This window comes from Curvibacter lanceolatus ATCC 14669, assembly GCF_000381265.1.
Taxonomy (GTDB): domain Bacteria; phylum Pseudomonadota; class Gammaproteobacteria; order Burkholderiales; family Burkholderiaceae_C; genus Curvibacter; species Curvibacter lanceolatus.
Genome location: NZ_KB906254.1, coordinates 30,390 through 46,947, shown reverse-complemented (window position 1 = coordinate 46,947; position 16,558 = coordinate 30,390). Strand labels below are relative to the sequence as shown.

Below are 16,558 nucleotides of genomic sequence, written 5' to 3'. Positions count from 1 at the left end.
ACCCAGGCCTTGTCGCAGGGCGAAAAAAAACACCCGGTCAGCCGGGTGTTTTCACGTCATGAGGCCGGGCTGGCCTGGCACAAAGCAGGCCTGAATGAGCGCCCGTCATGCAGCCCCGAACCCCACTTCAACCCCACTTCAGCTCAGATGCAGGAAGCCTCTTGCTTGGGGCAGCCATCAGGTCGATCCGAGCCCGGCAGCGGGCAGCGATTGACCTCGAACGGAGACTGCGCCAGCAGGGTGGTCAACCCACTGGAAACGATCGCACACGCCCAGAATGCAAAGAAAGCAAGGGTGTACACCCCTTGGCGAGACAGCTCCACAGGCTGGCCGAACCAAGTCAAGTCGTTGGGATCGACGACGGCAAAAACCAGTATTTCAAGCACCCCGGCCACCAAAAAGGCAGGCCAGGCGATCCACATCAAGCGCTGATTCAGCATGAGGCTCTCCGGTTGTTTGAACCATCGTAGCCCTCAGCAGCGCAATAAGTAAGAGGCTTAACGCTTGGGCTCGGGAATATCCTGAGTCGGGGTGGCAGCATGGTTGCGGCCTTGCAGAGCCGGCATCATGGCTTTGGCGTCCACATCGGGCAAGGTTCGGTTGATTTCGATGCCTCGCTTGTAGTAATCAGACTCGATGACAGGATCCGGCGTGCGGATGGCCAGCCACAAGGTGACAAAACCCGCCACCACCACGATGGCGGGCCCGGAAATGATCATCCAGACATGACCGTGGGTCCACCAGGGGCGCGGTGTCGGCTCAGCAGCTGAAGACTTGGAAGAGACGGAAGAGTTCATAAGACATTGACCTCAGCGAGGCACCAGGAAAACTGACTTTTCAGACACATGGGCACCCCCACCGGCTTCGCCGACGGCGAAGTACACAGTATGGGACCCTGGAGGAACAGCGCCATAAGGAATCTGCAGGCGCACCGGCACCCAGCGCGACTGGGCAGGCTCGATGACCACCTGCTGCTCAGAAGCCACCTCGATGCCCTCCAGGCCCGTGGCCTGGATCACGTAGGTCTGCTCTTTTTCGGTCGCATTCATGATCTGCAGACGGTAGACGTTCTCGAGTTTGCCCCCGGACACGATGCGCGAAAGCGCCGCCCGGTCACGCACGATGTCGACCTTGAGCGGAGTGCGGAGCACCAGACTGACCAGCAGCCCCACCGTGAGCGCCAGCAGCACCACCCCATACAAAATGGTGCGCGGCCGGAACACGCGCTGCATGATCTCGGGCCGACCCCACTTGTTCGAGACCGCATTCTGAGTGGAGTAACGGATGAGCCCACGCGGGTAGTTCATCTTGTCCATCACGGTGTCGCACACATCCACACAGGCACCGCAACCGATGCATTCGTACTGCAGGCCTTCGCGGATGTCGATGCCGGTGGGGCAGACCTGCACGCACAGACTGCAATCCACACACGAGCCCAGACCCAGCGCCGCGGGATCAGCCTTGCGGGAGCGCGATCCACGCGGGTCGCCCCGGGCCTCGTCGTAGGTGACGATCAGGGTGTCCTTGTCGAACATGGCGCTCTGAAAACGCGCATAGGGGCACATGTACTTGCACACCTGCTCGCGCATGAAGCCGGCGTTGCCATAGGTGGCAAAACCATAGAACAGCACCCAGAAGATCTCCCAGCCACCCATCTGGGTGGTCAGGAAGGCCATGCCCAGATCACGGATCGGCGAAAAATACCCCACAAAGGTGTAGCCCGTCCAGACCGACAGGGTCAGCCAGACGATGTGCTTGAAGCTTCGCTTGACGATTTTTTCGAGGCTCATGGGCGACTCGTCCAGGCGAATGCGCGCCTGACGATCACCTTCGATGTGGTGCTCGATCCAGAGAAAGATCTCGGTGTAGACGGTTTGCGGGCAGGCATAGCCGCACCAGAGCCGGCCAGCAACGGCCGTGAACAGGAACAGGGCCAGGGCCGAGATGACCAGCAAGCCCGTCAGATAGATGAAGTCCTGGGGATAGAGCACCAGGCCAAATATGAAGAAACGGCGCGCACCCAAATCAAAGAGCACCGCCTGGCGTTGCCCCCACTCCAGCCAGGGCAGGCCATAGAAAACCAGCTGCGTGAAGATCACCAGTGCCCAGCGCCACTGACTGAAAAAGCCACTGACGGAGCGGGGATGGATCTTTTGCTGGGCCGCATACAAAGACACCAGCTCGGCGCTGTCATCGGAAGCAGCGACGATGGGAATGATTTTGCGACGATCGCCGGAGGTGGGTTCCAAACTGCAGTCCCCGATCAGGCCCCACGGAGGCCTCATCACGATTGAAAAGGAAAACCCGCCCGGACGTCAATCAGCGTCCGGGCGGGCGCAAGGGTCAAGCCTTACTTGGCAGCCTTGGCAGGAGCCAGGTTGGACATGCCCCACACGTAGGAGGCCAGCACGTGGATCTGAGCTGCGGTGAGCTTCTCAGCCTGAGCAGGCATCTGGTTGGTCTTGCCATTGTTGATCATGTTGATGATCGCGGCTTCACCATAACCATGCAGCCAGATGTCGTCGGTCAGGTTGGCCGAGCCCAGGGCCTGGTTGCCCTTGCCGTCGGCGCCGTGGCAGGCAGCGCAAGCACCGAACTTGGCCTTGCCCAGCGATGCACGCAGCGAGTCATGGGGGCTGCCCGACAGGCTCAGAACGTAGTTGGCCACGTTCTTCACGTCGTCGGCCGTGCCCACGGCTGCGGCCATCGGAGGCATGTTGCCGATGCGGCCACCGGTGATGGTCTCGGTGATCTTTTCGGGCGTGCCGCCATGCAGCCAGTCGCCATCGGTCAGGTTCGGGAAGCCCTTGCTGCCGCGGGCGTCAGAGCCGTGGCACTGAGCGCAGTTGTTCATGAACAGACGCTCGCCAATGGCCACAGCCTGCGGGTCCTTGGCTGCATCTTCCACAGACATGCTGGTGAAGCGTGCGTACAAGGGCTCGAGCTCCTTGTTGGCCTTGGCCACTTCCTTGTCGTACTCGTTGGCGGTCGACCAGCCCAGCTTGCCGGCAAAGTCACCCAGGCCAGGGTAGAACGTGAGGTAGCCCAGACCGAAGACCACGGTGATGATGAACAGACCCACCCACCAAAGGGGCAGCGGGTTGTTCATTTCACGCAGGTCCTCATCCCAGATGTGGCCAGTGGTGTTGTCCGCCGTGGCGGCCACTTTCTTGCGGGACGCAATCCACAGCAGCAACAGGCAGGCAAGAATGCCCCCCAGCGTCACAGCTGTCACGTACACCGACCAGAAGTTGCTTGTGAAGTCACTCATGGTGCTCTCTCGTTCTGTGTTCAGTCTTGTTCAAACGGAAGCTGGGCAGCCTCCTGGAAACCTGCGGCATTGCGGCGCGAGAAAGCCCACACCATGATGCCGACAAAGGTCACGAAGCAGGCCAGCGTGGCTGCAATACGAAGTGTGGTGATGTCCATCACAGCTCCTTACTTGAGTGCACGACCCAAGGATTGCAGATAGGCCACGAGCGCGTCCTGTTCGGTCTTGCCCTTGACTTCGTCGCCACCGGCAGCGATCTGCTCGTCGGTGTAAGGCACGCCCACGGTGCGCAAGGCCTTCATGCGGGGAGCCACCACAGCGGGATCGATGGTGGACTTGTCCAGCCAGGAGTAAGCCGGCATGTTGGACTCGGGCACCACGTCACGCGGGTTGTTCAAGTGGATGCGATGCCATTCATCGCTGTACTTGCCACCCACACGCTGCAGGTCGGGACCGGTACGCTTGCTGCCCCATTGGAAGGGGTGGTCGTACACGAACTCGCCAGCCACCGAGTAGTGGCCATAACGCAGGGTTTCAGCGCGGAAGGGGCGGATCATCTGCGAGTGGCAGTTGTAGCAGCCTTCGCGGATGTAGATGTCACGGCCCACCAGTTGGAGGGCGGTGTAAGGCTGCACGCCCTTCACCGGCTCGGTGGTCGACTTCTGGAAGAACAGCGGAACGATTTCCACCAGCCCACCGACCGCCACCACCAACAGGATCAGCACGATCATGAGGAAGTTGCTGGTTTCGATGCGCTCATGCGAGAAGGCGCCGGGAGCCGCTTGATTTGCGTTGTGTTGACTCATGGTTTTTCTCTCCTCAAGCGTGGGCGACCACTGCAGGCACCGGGGTGTCGACCGAGCGACCCGAGATGGCAGTCATCCAGGTGTTCCAGAGCATGACAATCATGCCGCCCAGGTACAGCAGACCACCGGTCACACGGATCACGTAGAACGGGAAGGTGGCCTTGACGCCTTCAACGAAGGTGTAGGTCAGCGTGCCGTCGGCATTGATGGCGCGCCACATCAGGCCCTGCATCACACCGGCAATCCACATGGCAGCGATGTACAGCACGATGCCGATGGTGGCGGTCCAGAAGTGGACTTCAATGGCCTTCACCGAGTACATGGTCTTCTTGCCGAACAGGCGCGGGATCAGGTAGTACAGCGAACCCATGGAGATCAGACCCACCCAACCCAGGGCGCCCGAGTGCACGTGGCCCACGGTCCAGTCGGTGTAGTGGCTCAGGGCGTTGACGGTCTTGATGGACATCATCGGGCCCTCGAAGGTGCTCATGCCGTAGAACGACAGGGACACGATCAGGAAGCGCAGGACGGGGTCGTCACGCAGCTTGTGCCAAGCACCCGACAGGGTCATGATGCCGTTGATCATGCCGCCCCAGCTGGGAGCCAACAGAATCAGGGAGAACACCATGCCGACCGATTGGGTCCAGTCCGGCAGAGCCGTGTAGTGCAGGTGGTGAGGACCCGCCCACATGTAGGTGAAGATCAGCGCCCAGAAGTGGACGATGGACAGGCGATACGAGTAGACCGGACGGCCTGCCTGCTTGGGGATGAAGTAATACATCATGCCCAGGAAGCCTGCGGTCAGGAAGAAGCCCACCGCGTTGTGGCCATACCACCACTGCACCATGGCGTCTTGCACACCGGCATAGGCCGAGTATGACTTCATGAAGCCAGCCGGCACTTCAGCGCTGTTGACCAGGTGAAGGATCGCCACGGCAATGATGAAGGCACCGTAGAACCAGTTCGCCACATAGATGTGACGCACCTTGCGGATGCCGACCGTGCCGAAGAACACGATGGCGTAGGACACCCACACCAGCGTGATCAGGATGTCGATCGGCCATTCGAGTTCAGCGTATTCCTTGCCGGTGGTGTAACCCAGGGGCAGGCTGATGGCCGCCGCCAGAATCACCAATTGCCAGCCCCAGAACGTGAACGCGGCCAAGGGGCCCGCGAACAGACGCACCCGGCAGGTTCGCTGCACCACGTAGTAGCTGGTGGCGAACAGCGCACAACCCCCGAACGCGAAGATCACGGCGTTGGTGTGCAAAGGTCGCAAGCGACCATAACTGAGCCATGGAATGCCTAAGTTGAGTTCGGGCCAGGCGAGCTGGGCGGCGATCACGACGCCCACCAGCATGCCAACCACCCCCCAGACCACCGCCATGATTGAGAACTGCCTGACTACGGTGTCGTTGTACAGGGCAGCTTGTGTATTGGATGAATTCATCGGTTACCTCTAAGTTGCTGATCGAGTGTCAGAGCGAACGTGCACAGGTGCATTGACGTGCGTCAATCGTTCCTGAGAATCCGCTCTCCCTCCTGCTCCACGCCCTCAAATTGCCCATGGTGGATCGCCCACCAGAGCCCTCCCAGAATCAGCAGCACCAAGGCCACCGACAGCGGAATAAGCAGAAAAAGAATGTCCATCATTGGCTCCGCAAAGACAGGCTGGGCAAGGACAGGCGGGCCGCGTTGAGCACCACGATCAGCGAGCTCAAGGCCATGCCCAGGCCAGCCAGCCAGGCAGGCAACCAACCCACCACCGCCAAAGGCACACAGATCGCGTTGTAGCCTGCCGCCCAGATCAGGTTCTGACGCACCACACGCAAGGTGCGACGGGCCAGCGCCACGGTGTAGGGCAGGCGCGACAGCTGCCCCCCCATCACCACAAAATCAGAACGGGAACGCGCCAGCGGCACCGCATTGCCGAAGGCGAAAGACACATGCGCCCCCGCGAGCACCGGGCCATCGTTGAGCCCATCGCCCACCATCGCCACATGGTGGCCCTCGCGCTGTGCTTCGCGCATGATCGTCAGCTTGTCGGCCGGGGCACAGTCACCATGGAAGCGCTCAATGCCGACCTGCCCGGCCACCCGACCGGCCGATGCGGCCCGGTCGCCCGAAAGCAAAGCCACACCCACCCCCTGCGCCTGCAGATGACGCACCGCCTCTGCAGCATCCTCACGCACGTCCTCCTGCAGGTCGAAGGTGGCCAGCCACCCTTGCTCATCGGCCAGATAGACCTGCTGGAGGTCGCCGGCGCGCGCCATCTCTGCGGCGCTCAGGCGACACCAACTGGCCGAGCCCAGGCGATAGCTGACCTCGCCGTGCCCGAACAGATTGACCCGGCCTTCCAGCCCTGAGCCAGAGACCTCGCGCACCTGCTCCAGCACAATGGGCGACAGATCTTCGAGGGACAAGCCCTGCTTGTGCAGGGCCGGGCTCAAACCCGCAGCCGAATGCACCGACCGGGACACCGGATGCAGCGAATGCGCTGCCAGCCCGCGGGCCAGCCGCAGGGCAAGCCCGAGGTCAAAGCCTGGCCGCACGCGCATGGCCTGCACGGTCATGCCGTCGCGGGTCAGGGTTCCGGTCTTGTCGAACACAAATTGATCCACCTCGGCCAACGCCTCGAGCGCCTGCAGATTGCGCACCAGCACGCCTTGGCGGGCCAGGGCCCCGGCCGCAGCCAACATGGCCGCCGGCGTGGCCAGTGACAAAGCGCAAGGGCAGGTGACGATCAGCACGGCCACGGCCACCATCAAGGCCCGCCCCGGGTCCACCGACCACCACCAGGCGGCCGAGAGGGCCGCCGCCGCCAGAACAGCCAGCAGGAAAGGCCGGGCCAGCCGATCGGCCAGCAGGGCCAGGCGTGGCTTGTCCATGGAGGCGTGCTCCATCATCGTGACGATCTCTGCAAAGCGGGTATCGGCCCCCAGGCGCGCCACGCGCACCAGCACGGGCGCCGACAGGTTGTGACTGCCCGCCGTCACCTGCGAGCCCATGGCGTGATGCACCGGGCGCGATTCGCCGGTGAGCAAGGCCTCATCGACCAGGGTTTCGCCCTCCAGCACCTCGCCATCGGCCGGAAAACCTTCACCCGGCAGCACGCGAACCACATCCCCCACCACCAGGCGGCGCACCGCCACGCGCTCGAATTGGCCATCGGCACTGCGGCGCTCCACACTGTCGGGCAGGCGGTTCATCAAGGCTTCCAGGGCGCCAGCCGTGCGATCTCTCAGGCGCAGCTCCATCCAGCGACCTGTGAGCAGAAAGAACACAAACATGGTCAGCGAGTCGTAGTAGACCTCGTGACCCAGGGGCCCATTGGCATCGAAGGTGGCCGCCGAACTGACCACAAAGGTGACCGCCATGCCCAGGGCCACCGGAAAGTCCATGCTGATGCGGCGCTGGCGCACATCGCGCCACGCATTGCGAAAGAAGGGGCTGCATGAAAACAGCATCACCGGCAAGGTGAGCACCCACGAGGCCCAGCGCAGCAGTTGCGCCATGTCGTCGGTCATGTCGCCCGGGCTGGCCACGTAGGCCGGCCATGCGTACATCATGACCTGCATCATGCAAAAGCCTGCCACCCCCAGACGCCACAGCGCGCGGCGCTGCTCCTGCTGGCGCAACTCCACGGTGAAGGCATCGCGCGCCGGCAAGGCACGGTAACCCGCCGCCCCCACCGCCGACATCCAGCGAGATGGGGCCACCTGCGCCGGCTGCCACACCACGCGCGCACGGTGCGTGGCGGCGTTGACCTGAGCCTCCATGACACCCGGAACCGCCAGCAAGGCCTGCTCGATGGTCAGGGCGCAGGCCGCACAGTGCATTCCCTCCAGCACCACCTGGGACTCCCAGGGGCCCGATGCAGCAGCCTCGGAGGGCACCTCGGAGGGCCCCGTGTCATCACATCGCCGACCGAACACCGGCCACTCCTGAGGATCGTCCAGCAGGCCCAGCCGCTCGGATTCGCGGGCCGCAGCACCGCCTGCCGGCTGGGCTTCCGTCGGAGACGCCAGCAGGTCAAGCGAAGAAAGGGGCGCGGTGCTTGCTGAATTCATGGGCTGGAGCCTAACCGCGATTCTGTGTCACCCTCTTGATTCAGATCAAGCCCAAAAACACGCTCGATCGCTAATCTGGCCTCACTGAAGCCCAAGGAGATCCTCTCATGTACAAGCGAATTCTTGTTGCAACCGATGGTTCCAAACTGTCCCAGAAGGCAGTCAAGACCGGCATCGACCTGGCCACGCTGGCAGGTGCCGAGTTGGTCGCCGTCAAGGTGGTTCCGCGTTACCCGCAAAGCTACTTCGAGGGCTCGGTGCCTTTGAGCGTGGACGAAGTGGGCCGCATCGAAAGAGAATGGACCGACCATGGCCAGGCCGTGGTCGATGCCGTCAAGAAGGCGGCCACCGAGAACGGCCTCAAGGCCAAGTCGGTGGTGGTCAAGTCCGACCTGATTGCCGAGGCCCTGCTGGCCGCCGCCAAGAAGCACAAGTGCGACCTGATCGTGATGGCCTCGCACGGTCGCAAGGGCATCAAGCGCCTGCTGCTGGGCAGCGAAACCCAGCAAGTGCTGACCCACTCGACCATCCCGGTGCTGGTGCTGCGCTGATCTGAACCCGCCTGCGCCGCGCTGGCATGCCCGCTGGCGGGCGCTGCTGAAGGCTCAGGGGTAGGCGCCCTGGCAACTGCCAGGCAGGTACTTGGCATCGATGGTGGTGCCGCCTTTGACCGGCGTGCTGCCCTCCCGTGCGCCACAGGCCCAGCCATGCAGTTGCGCAGTACCGGCGGTGGTGCCATCCAGAGCCTCAAACCCGCCCTCAGATTTGCGGACCACCGGCGTGAGGGTCAAGACATTGCTGCCCGCTACCAGTTTGGTCAGCGTCGCACTTTTCCCGGTGACTGCGATCTGACCATTCTTGTCAGTCGTCACAGACTCCACGTACTTGGTGGCTTGCGGCGGGCATCCTTCGGTAAAACGCTTGCTCAAATCCACCTCTGGCGCGGTCTGCACCAACTCGCTGACCACTAAACGGCACGGCGCGGCCGCCAAAATCAACTCCGTCACCTTGGTGCGGGTGGTGTAGTCCTGGTAGGCCGGCAAGGCCACCGCCGCCATGATGCCGACGATGGCCACCACAATCATCAGCTCGATCAGCGTGAAGCCGCGTTGCGCAAGATGTCTTCTCATAGGTTCTCCTTGAAGTTGGAACACCCCCAGAAGGCGAGCAAGCCCCTGGTGTTCCAGTCGCAAGGTTGTCAAAGAGAACAGGCTACGAGGCTCCAGGCTGTAACGGACGGCCTGAGCTTTCCAGCTGCGCCATTCACCACGGATGGCATGCAGGGTGAGATGGAATGCTGCAAGCGGCGCACCCACGCCCACCCATCAACCGCTCACCACCATGCGCCTGGCCAATGAGGCCCAGGCCATGCGTTACGCCCGCAGATGGCACTTACACGGGCGTGCAATGGCGTGGGGGCAACGGGGACAGCGCCCAAAAAAAAATCCCCGCACCAGGCGGGGATCAGGCAGCTCAGCTCAAAACCAGATCAATAGGTCTCGTCGAGTTGGGTCAGGATGGCCGGGTTCTCCAGCGTGCTGGTGTCCTGGGTGATGGACTCGCCCTTGGCCAGGCTGCGCAGCAGACGGCGCATGATCTTGCCCGAGCGGGTCTTGGGCAGGTTCTCGCCAAAACGGATGTCCTTGGGCTTGGCAATCGGGCCGATCTCCTTGGCCACATGATCGCGCAATTGCTTGGCAATGGCCTTGGCCTCGTCACCCGTGGGGCGTGGGCGCTTCAACACCACGAAGGCGCAGATGGCCTCGCCGGTGGTGTCATCAGGGCGGCCCACCACGGCGGCCTCGGCCACCAGCTCGGTGCAGCTGACCAGGGCCGACTCGATCTCCATGGTGCCCATGCGGTGGCCCGACACGTTCAGCACGTCGTCGATGCGACCGGTGATGGTGAAATAGCCGGTCTTCTCGTCACGGATGGCACCGTCACCCGCCAGATAGTACTTGCCCTGGAAGTCGGCCGGGTAGTAGCTCTTCACGAAGCGGTCCGGGTCGCCCCAGATAGTGCGGATCATCGACGGCCAAGGCTTCTTGACCACCAGGATGCCGCCCTGCCCGTTGGGCACGTCCTTGCCGGTTTCGTCCACGATCGCGGCCTGGATGCCCGGGAACGGCAGGGTGCACGAGCCGGGCACCATGGGCGTCACGCCGGGCAGCGGGGTGATCATGTGGCCGCCAGTCTCGGTCTGCCAGAAGGTGTCGACGATGGGGCAGCGGTTGCCGCCCACTTCGCGGTAGTACCACTCCCAGGCTGCCGGGTTGATCGGCTCGCCCACCGAGCCCAGCAGGCGCAGGCTGCTGAGGTCATAGCTCTTGGGGTGCACGGCTGCATTGGCCTCGGCCGCCTTGATCAGCGAACGGATGGCGGTCGGCGCGGTGTAGAAGATGCTGACCTTGTGGTCCTGGATCATCTTCCAGAAACGGCCGGCGTCCGGGTAGGTGGGCACGCCCTCGAAGACGATCTCGGTGCCGCCCAGCGCCAGGGGGCCGTAGGTGATGTAGCTGTGGCCCGTCACCCAACCGATGTCGGCGGTGCACCAGAACACATCGTCGGCCTTCAGGTCGAAGGTCCATTGGGTGGTCAGCGCTGCATGCAGCAGGTAGCCGCCGGTGGAGTGCTGCACGCCCTTGGGCTTGCCGGTGGAGCCCGAGGTGTAGAGCAGGAACAAGGGGTGCTCGGCCTCGACCCATTCTGGTTCGCAGGTGGTGGACTGCTTGTCTGCCACATCCGACATCCACAGGTCGCGGCCTGCCGTCATGGCGATGTCGGCGCCCGTGCGCTTCACCACCAAGACGTGTTGAACCGATTCGCAGCCACCCAATGCCAGGGCCTCGTCGACGATGGCCTTCAGGGGCAGGTGCTTGCCACCGCGAACCTGCTGGTCGGCGGTGATGATGGCCTTGGCGCCCGTGTCCTGCACCCGGTCACGCACCGACTGGGCCGAGAAGCCGCCGAACACCACCGAGTGGATGGCGCCGATGCGGGCGCAGGCCTGCATGGCAGCCACGCCGTCGATCGACATGGAGATGTAGATGATGACGCGGTCACCCTTGCCGATGCCGATGGACTTCAGGCCGTTGGCGATCTGGCTGGTCTTGGCCAGCAGATCCTTGTACGAGATCTTGGTGACTTCGCCGCCGTCGGCTTCGAAGATCAGCGCTGTCTTGTCGCCCAGGCCACGCTCGATGTTGCGGTCCAGGCAGTTGTAGGAGGCGTTCAGCGTGCCGTCGGCAAACCACTTGAAGAAAGGCGCCTTGCTTTCGTCCAGCACCTGGGTGAAGGGGGTCTTCCAGGTGATCAGCTCCTTGGCGAGCCGACCCCAGTAGCCCTGGTAGTCGGTTTCAGCTTCTTTGCACAGCGCCTCGTAGGCGGCCATGCCTGACACGTGGGCGTTCTTGACGAATGCCTCGCTGGGCAGATACACGGCGGCGTTGTCGCCTGCTTGGGGGTTGGCACTCATGCTTGTCTCCTTCAGTTCGATAGGGCTATTTGCGCGTAAATGTGGCCCTTGGCCCTTACAGCGCTCTGACTGGCGTCAAGCTTACAGCCGCTCAACAGCAGGCTTGCTGACATGACCGGTATTCAGCATGGGCATTGCGTTTGTTTTTGGTGTCGTTTGTTACAACATAGCCTTGGCCACAATCGTTCAAAAAATTCAATCATGAGTTCACCCACTCCACCCAAAGTCTCGCCCCTGCGCCCGCTGCCCGCCCTGATCTTTGCCAGCCGCTGGCTTCAACTGCCGCTGTACCTGGGCTTGATCGCCGCCCAGGGTATCTATGTGTTCCACTTCTGGGTAGAACTGATTCATCTGATCGAAGCGGCCTTTGGCAGCCAGACGGCGCTGCAGGCCCTGGTGAACAGCATTGGCTACAAGACGAGCGCCGACGTCCACGCCTTGAATGAGACCATCATCATGCTGGTCGTGCTGGCCTTGATCGACGTGGTGATGATTTCCAACCTGCTGATCATGGTGATCGTGGGCGGCTACGAGACCTTTGTGAGCCGCATGAACCTGGAAGGCCATCCGGATCAGCCGGAATGGCTGAGCCACGTGAACGCGTCGGTGCTGAAGGTCAAACTGGCCACGGCCATCATCGGCATCAGCTCGATCCACCTGCTCAAGACCTTCATCAACGCCGACAACTACTCGGACCGCGTGCTGATCGCCCAGACCGCGATCCACATCACCTTCTTGCTGTCGGCACTGGCCATCGCACTGACCGATCGGCTGATGGGCGGGCAACACGCCGACCCGCACTGAAGCCAGGCCGGGCCCACCGCCCTGCCCCGCTCAACCCGGCCGGGTCATGGCAGCCGGCACCACCCAGGCATCGAACTGTTCGGCGGTGACAAAGCCCAAGGCCAAGGCCGCCTCGCGCAGGCTCACCCCATCGTGGTGGGCCGACTTGGCCACCTGGGCCGCGCGGTCGTAGCCGATGTGCGGGCTCAGCGCCGTGACCAGCATGAGCGAGCGCTCCAGCAACTCGGCAATGCGCCCACGCTGGGGCTCGATGCCCACCACGCAATGCACCCTGAAGCTGTTCATGCCATCCGCCAAAAGACGCACACTTTGCAAAAAGTTGTGGGCAGCCATGGGCCGGAAGACATTGAGCTCGAAATTACCGCTGGCGCCCCCCAGGTTGATCGCCACATCGTTGCCCATGACCTGGGCCGCCAGCATGGTGAGGGCTTCGCACTGGGTGGGGTTGACCTTGCCCGGCATGATGGATGAGCCCGGCTCGTTCTCGGGCAGGGCGATCTCGCCAATGCCACAGCGCGGCCCGCTGGCCAGCCAGCGCAGGTCGTTGGCAATCTTCATCAGGCTGGCGGCCAGCGTCTTGAGCGCGCCATGGGCGTGCACGATGCCGTCCATCGAGGCCAGGGCTTCAAACTTGTTCGGCGCCGTCACAAAGGGCAGCCCCGTCAAGCCAGCCAACTCTTCCGCCACGGCCTGCGCGTAGCCTGGCGGCGCATTCAGCCCGGTGCCCACCGCCGTGCCACCCAGCGCCAACTCGTACAAATGCGGCAGCGCATCACGCAGGTGGCGCTCGGCGTGCTGCAGTTGGGCCGCGTAGCCCGAAAACTCTTGCCCCAGGGTGAGCGGGGTGGCGTCCTGCAGGTGGGTGCGCCCGATCTTCACGATGTCGGCAAACGCCAGCGCCTGCTCGCTGAACACGGTCTGCAATTGCAGCAGCGCCGGCAGCAGGCGATGGGTCAGCCCGTCCACCGCGGCCACGTGCATGGCGGTGGGAAACACATCGTTGGAAGACTGACTGCAGTTCACCTCATCATTCGGGTGCACCAGCCGCCCCTGCCCGCGCGGCCCCCCCAGCAACTCGCTGGCCCGGTTGGCCAACACCTCGTTGAGGTTCATATTGGTCTGCGTGCCCGAGCCGGTCTGCCAGACCACCAACGGAAACTGATCGTCGTGCCGCCCTTCCAGCACCTCTTCGGCCGCCGCAATGATGGCCATGGCCTTGGGGGAAGGCAGCAGCCCCAGGCGCTGGTTGACATAGGCACAGGCCCGCTTGACCTGGGCCAGCGCCATGATCAGTTCGCGCGGCTGGCGCTCCCCAGAAATGGCAAAGTTCTGCAGGGATCGCTGGGTCTGCGCGCCCCACAGGCGATCGGCCGGAACGTCAATAGGGCCAAAGGAGTCGACTTCGCTGCGAGTTGACATGACGCGACCTCGGGTTGTTTCAACCTGTCAAAATACCGCCTGCCCGTGATTCGGGCAAGCTGCTGGCGACCCCGGTATGCGCGCTCACCCCTGGGATAATCGCGCGGGACCGCCAGACGGCCAGCCCTCACCGGATCCCGCATTGTCCCTTCCAGCCCACGAAGAACCATGACCACCATCAAGCAAAGCGACCTCATCGACTCCATCGCCGGGGCCCTGCAGTACATCAGCTACTACCACCCCACCGACTACATCGCCCACCTGGCCCGCGCCTATGAGCGCGAGCAAAGCCCGGCGGCCAAGGATGCGATCGCTCAGATCCTGACCAACAGCAAGCTCAGCGCCACGGGTCAACGACCGATCTGCCAGGACACCGGCATCGTGAACGTGTTCCTGAAAGTGGGCATGGACGTGCGCTGGGAAGGTTTCACCGGCAGCCTGGACGACGCCATCAACGAAGGCGTGCGCCGCGGCTACAACCACCCCGACAACACGCTGCGCGCCTCGGTGGTGGCCGACCCCCAATTCGCTCGCAAGAACACCAAGGACAACACCCCGGCCGTGATCTTTGCCGAGATCGTGCCCGGCAACACCGTTGAAGTGACCGTGGCCGCCAAGGGCGGCGGCAGCGAGAACAAGAGCAAGATGGTCATGCTCAACCCTGGCGACAGCGTGGTCGACTGGGTGCTCAAGACCGTGCCCACCATGGGTGCCGGCTGGTGCCCGCCGGGCATGCTGGGCATCGGCATCGGCGGCACCGCTGAAAAGGCCGTGCTGATGGCCAAGGAAAGCCTGATGGACGACCTGGACATGTACGAGCTGCAAGCCAAGGCCGCCAAGGGCGAGAAGCTGACCCAGGTCGAAGAACTGCGCCTGGAACTGCTCGACAAGGTCAATGCCTTGGGCATCGGCGCCCAGGGCCTGGGTGGCCTGACCACCGTGCTGGACATCAAGATCAAGATGTACCCCACCCACGCCGCCAGCAAGCCCGTGGCCATGATCCCCAACTGCGCCGCCACCCGCCATGCCCACTTCGTGATGGACGGCTCGGGCCCGGTCTTCCTCGACCCGCCGAGCCTGGACCTGTGGCCCAACGTGGACTGGACCCCCGACTACAACAAGAGCCGCAAGGTCGACCTGAACACCCTGACCCCGGCCGAAGTCGCCAGCTGGAAGCCCGGCGACACCCTGCTGCTCAACGGCAAGATGCTGACCGGCCGCGATGCGGCCCACAAGCGCATCCAGGACATGCTGGCCAAGGGCGAGAAGCTGCCGGTCGACTTCACCAACCGCGTGATCTACTACGTGGGCCCGGTGGACCCGGTGAAGGACGAGGCCGTCGGCCCGGCCGGCCCCACCACCGCCACCCGCATGGACGGCTTCACTGAAATGATGCTGGCCCAGACCGGCCTGATCGCCATGGTGGGCAAGGCCGAGCGTGGCCCGGTCGCCATCGAGGCCATCAAGAAGCACAAGTCGGCCTACCTGATGGCCGTCGGCGGCGCCGCCTACCTGGTGTCCAAGGCCATCAAGGCCGCCAAGGTGGTCGGCTTTGCCGATCTGGGCATGGAAGCCATCTACGAATTCGACGTGGTGGACATGCCCGTGACCGTGGCGGTGGATGCCGGTGGCACCAGCGCCCACATCACCGGCCCGGCCGAGTGGCAAAAGCGCATCGCCACGGGCGAGTTCAAGGGCATCTCGGTTGCGGGTGCCTGATCGCCGCAAGTGAGTGCCGGGCCGCATGGGCTGGCACTCACCTGGAGTCAGCCCCTCCTCGCGAGGGCCTGACCAGCGCCCTGGGTTCATCCATGTCGAGCACACCTCTTCAGGCGCCTCACCAGGGCGTCACCGCCCCCATCGGGGTTTTTGACAGTGGCATTGGCGGTCTGAGCATCCTCAAGGCCTTGCGCCAGCGCATGCCACAGGAAGACTTCGTCTACATCTCGGACCGCGGCCATGCCCCCTATGGCGAGCGCAGTGATGATTTTGTGCGTGAGCGCTCCCGGGTGCTGACCGAAGCGCTGGTGGCGCAGGGAGCCAAGGCCGTCGTCGTGGCCTGCAACACCGCCACCGCCGCCGCCATCCACGAGTTGCGACAGCACTGGCCCCAACTGCCCCTGATCGGGGTGGAGCCGGCCCTCAAACCGGCAGCCCTGCAAACGCGCACAGGCCATGTTGCGGTTGTGGCCACACGGGGCACCCTCAACAGCCCCAAGTTCCAACACCTGCTGGGTCAGCAAGACCCGGCTCTGGACATCCGCTGCCAGCCTTGCGATGGCCTGGCCGATGCCATCGAGCATCGAGACGACAGCCGCATTGCCCACTATTGCCGGCAATACCTGGCCCAGACCGGGCCCTGGGCGGAGGGCCCCAGCGCACCCGACACCCTGGTGCTGGGGTGCACCCACTACCCGCTGGTCCTGCAACATTGGCTGTCTGAACTGCCGCCCCATGTGACGGTGCTGGACACCGGGGCGCCGGTCGCTGAGCAGACCTACCGGCGGCTGCTGCAAAGCGGGCAGCTGCGCCAGCCAAGCCGCTTCGAGACACCGGCGCCCTCAGGCCGGGTGAGTTGGTTCACCACCAGTGAGGTCGAGCACCTGGAGCGCGCCGTTCACCATTGGCTGCCGGAGGCCTCCGGGCCCTGCCAGCCCCTCCCCAAACGATGAAAGCCGGCACAAGGCCGGCTTTCATCTGATTCAGACCGCGA

At 63.5% G+C, this 16,558-nt stretch carries 16 protein-coding genes; 4 read left to right on the top strand and 12 right to left on the bottom strand.

Translation table 11 applies throughout. The features are described 5' to 3' along the window. Positions 1-143: 143 nt before the first annotated feature. The 9 genes from F624_RS0104505 to F624_RS0104465 form a co-directional block, all read right to left on the bottom strand. Complete coding sequence (locus tag F624_RS0104505) at positions 144-440, bottom strand: hypothetical protein (protein ID WP_019573072.1); 297 nt, start codon at positions 438-440, stop codon at positions 144-146. A gap of 57 nt (positions 441-497) precedes the next feature. Continuing rightward, positions 498-797, bottom strand: coding sequence for a FixH family protein (locus F624_RS0104500; protein ID WP_031254089.1), 300 nt, complete (start codon positions 795-797; stop codon positions 498-500). A gap of 12 nt (positions 798-809) precedes the next feature. Further along, a complete protein-coding gene (gene ccoG / locus F624_RS0104495) occupies positions 810-2,285 on the bottom strand; it encodes a cytochrome c oxidase accessory protein CcoG (RefSeq protein ID WP_019573070.1) in 1,476 nt (491 codons plus the stop codon). 65 nt (positions 2,286-2,350) lie between these two features. After that, entirely contained in the window at positions 2,351-3,271 is a 921-nt protein-coding gene (gene ccoP / locus F624_RS0104490) for a cytochrome-c oxidase, cbb3-type subunit III (RefSeq protein ID WP_019573069.1), read from the bottom strand. Positions 3,272-3,291: 20 nt separating this feature from the next. Continuing rightward, entirely contained in the window at positions 3,292-3,429 is a 138-nt protein-coding gene (locus tag F624_RS0104485) for a cbb3-type cytochrome oxidase subunit 3 (RefSeq protein ID WP_019573068.1), read from the bottom strand. Between the two features lie 9 nt (positions 3,430-3,438). Further along, entirely contained in the window at positions 3,439-4,077 is a 639-nt protein-coding gene (ccoO, locus tag F624_RS0104480) for a cytochrome-c oxidase, cbb3-type subunit II (protein ID WP_019573067.1), read from the bottom strand. A 13-nt stretch (positions 4,078-4,090) separates the two neighbouring features. Next, positions 4,091-5,527 carry a cytochrome-c oxidase, cbb3-type subunit I gene (ccoN, locus tag F624_RS0104475; RefSeq protein ID WP_031254084.1) on the bottom strand — a complete coding sequence of 479 codons (1,437 nt, stop codon included), beginning with the start codon at positions 5,525-5,527 and terminating at the stop codon, positions 4,091-4,093. A gap of 62 nt (positions 5,528-5,589) precedes the next feature. Beyond that, positions 5,590-5,727 carry a cbb3-type cytochrome oxidase assembly protein CcoS gene (gene ccoS / locus F624_RS0104470; RefSeq protein WP_027476915.1) on the bottom strand — a complete coding sequence of 46 codons (138 nt, stop codon included), beginning with the start codon at positions 5,725-5,727 and terminating at the stop codon, positions 5,590-5,592. Next, positions 5,727-8,147 (bottom strand): heavy metal translocating P-type ATPase, encoded by a 2,421-nt coding sequence (locus F624_RS0104465; protein WP_019573064.1) that lies wholly within the window; start codon positions 8,145-8,147, stop codon positions 5,727-5,729. Before F624_RS0104465 ends, ccoS begins: the two co-directional genes overlap by 1 nt. A gap of 107 nt (positions 8,148-8,254) precedes the next feature. On the opposite strand from F624_RS0104465, the gene F624_RS0104460 reads away from it, so the two are divergent. After that, complete coding sequence (locus F624_RS0104460) at positions 8,255-8,698, top strand: universal stress protein (RefSeq protein ID WP_019573063.1); 444 nt, start codon at positions 8,255-8,257, stop codon at positions 8,696-8,698. A gap of 54 nt (positions 8,699-8,752) precedes the next feature. Here the strand turns inward: F624_RS0104460 and F624_RS36210 are convergent, their stop codons facing one another. Continuing rightward, on the bottom strand, positions 8,753-9,463 hold the full coding sequence (locus F624_RS36210) for a pilin (RefSeq protein ID WP_281170924.1): 711 nt from the start codon (positions 9,461-9,463) through the stop codon (positions 8,753-8,755). Between the two features lie 173 nt (positions 9,464-9,636). Continuing rightward, a complete protein-coding gene (gene acs / locus F624_RS0104450; RefSeq protein WP_019573061.1) occupies positions 9,637-11,622 on the bottom strand; it encodes an acetate--CoA ligase in 1,986 nt (661 codons plus the stop codon). A 201-nt stretch (positions 11,623-11,823) separates the two neighbouring features. On the opposite strand from acs, the gene F624_RS0104445 reads away from it, so the two are divergent. After that, the gene (locus F624_RS0104445; RefSeq protein ID WP_019573060.1) at positions 11,824-12,426 is read left to right on the top strand and encodes a YqhA family protein; all 603 of its coding nucleotides are present in this window, start codon (positions 11,824-11,826) and stop codon (positions 12,424-12,426) included. Between the two features lie 30 nt (positions 12,427-12,456). On the opposite strand, the gene fumC is transcribed toward F624_RS0104445, so the two are convergent. After that, positions 12,457-13,845, bottom strand: a complete 1,389-nt coding sequence (gene fumC / locus F624_RS0104440; RefSeq protein WP_019573059.1) for a class II fumarate hydratase — start codon at positions 13,843-13,845, stop codon at positions 12,457-12,459. Positions 13,846-14,013: 168 nt separating this feature from the next. On the opposite strand from fumC, the gene F624_RS0104435 reads away from it, so the two are divergent. Then, a complete protein-coding gene (locus tag F624_RS0104435) occupies positions 14,014-15,564 on the top strand; it encodes a fumarate hydratase (protein WP_019573058.1) in 1,551 nt (516 codons plus the stop codon). 92 nt (positions 15,565-15,656) lie between these two features. Further along, positions 15,657-16,517: a glutamate racemase gene (gene murI / locus F624_RS0104430; protein ID WP_019573057.1), complete on the top strand. Its 861-nt coding sequence runs from the start codon at positions 15,657-15,659 to the stop codon at positions 16,515-16,517. The last annotated feature ends 41 nt before the right edge of the window (positions 16,518-16,558 follow it).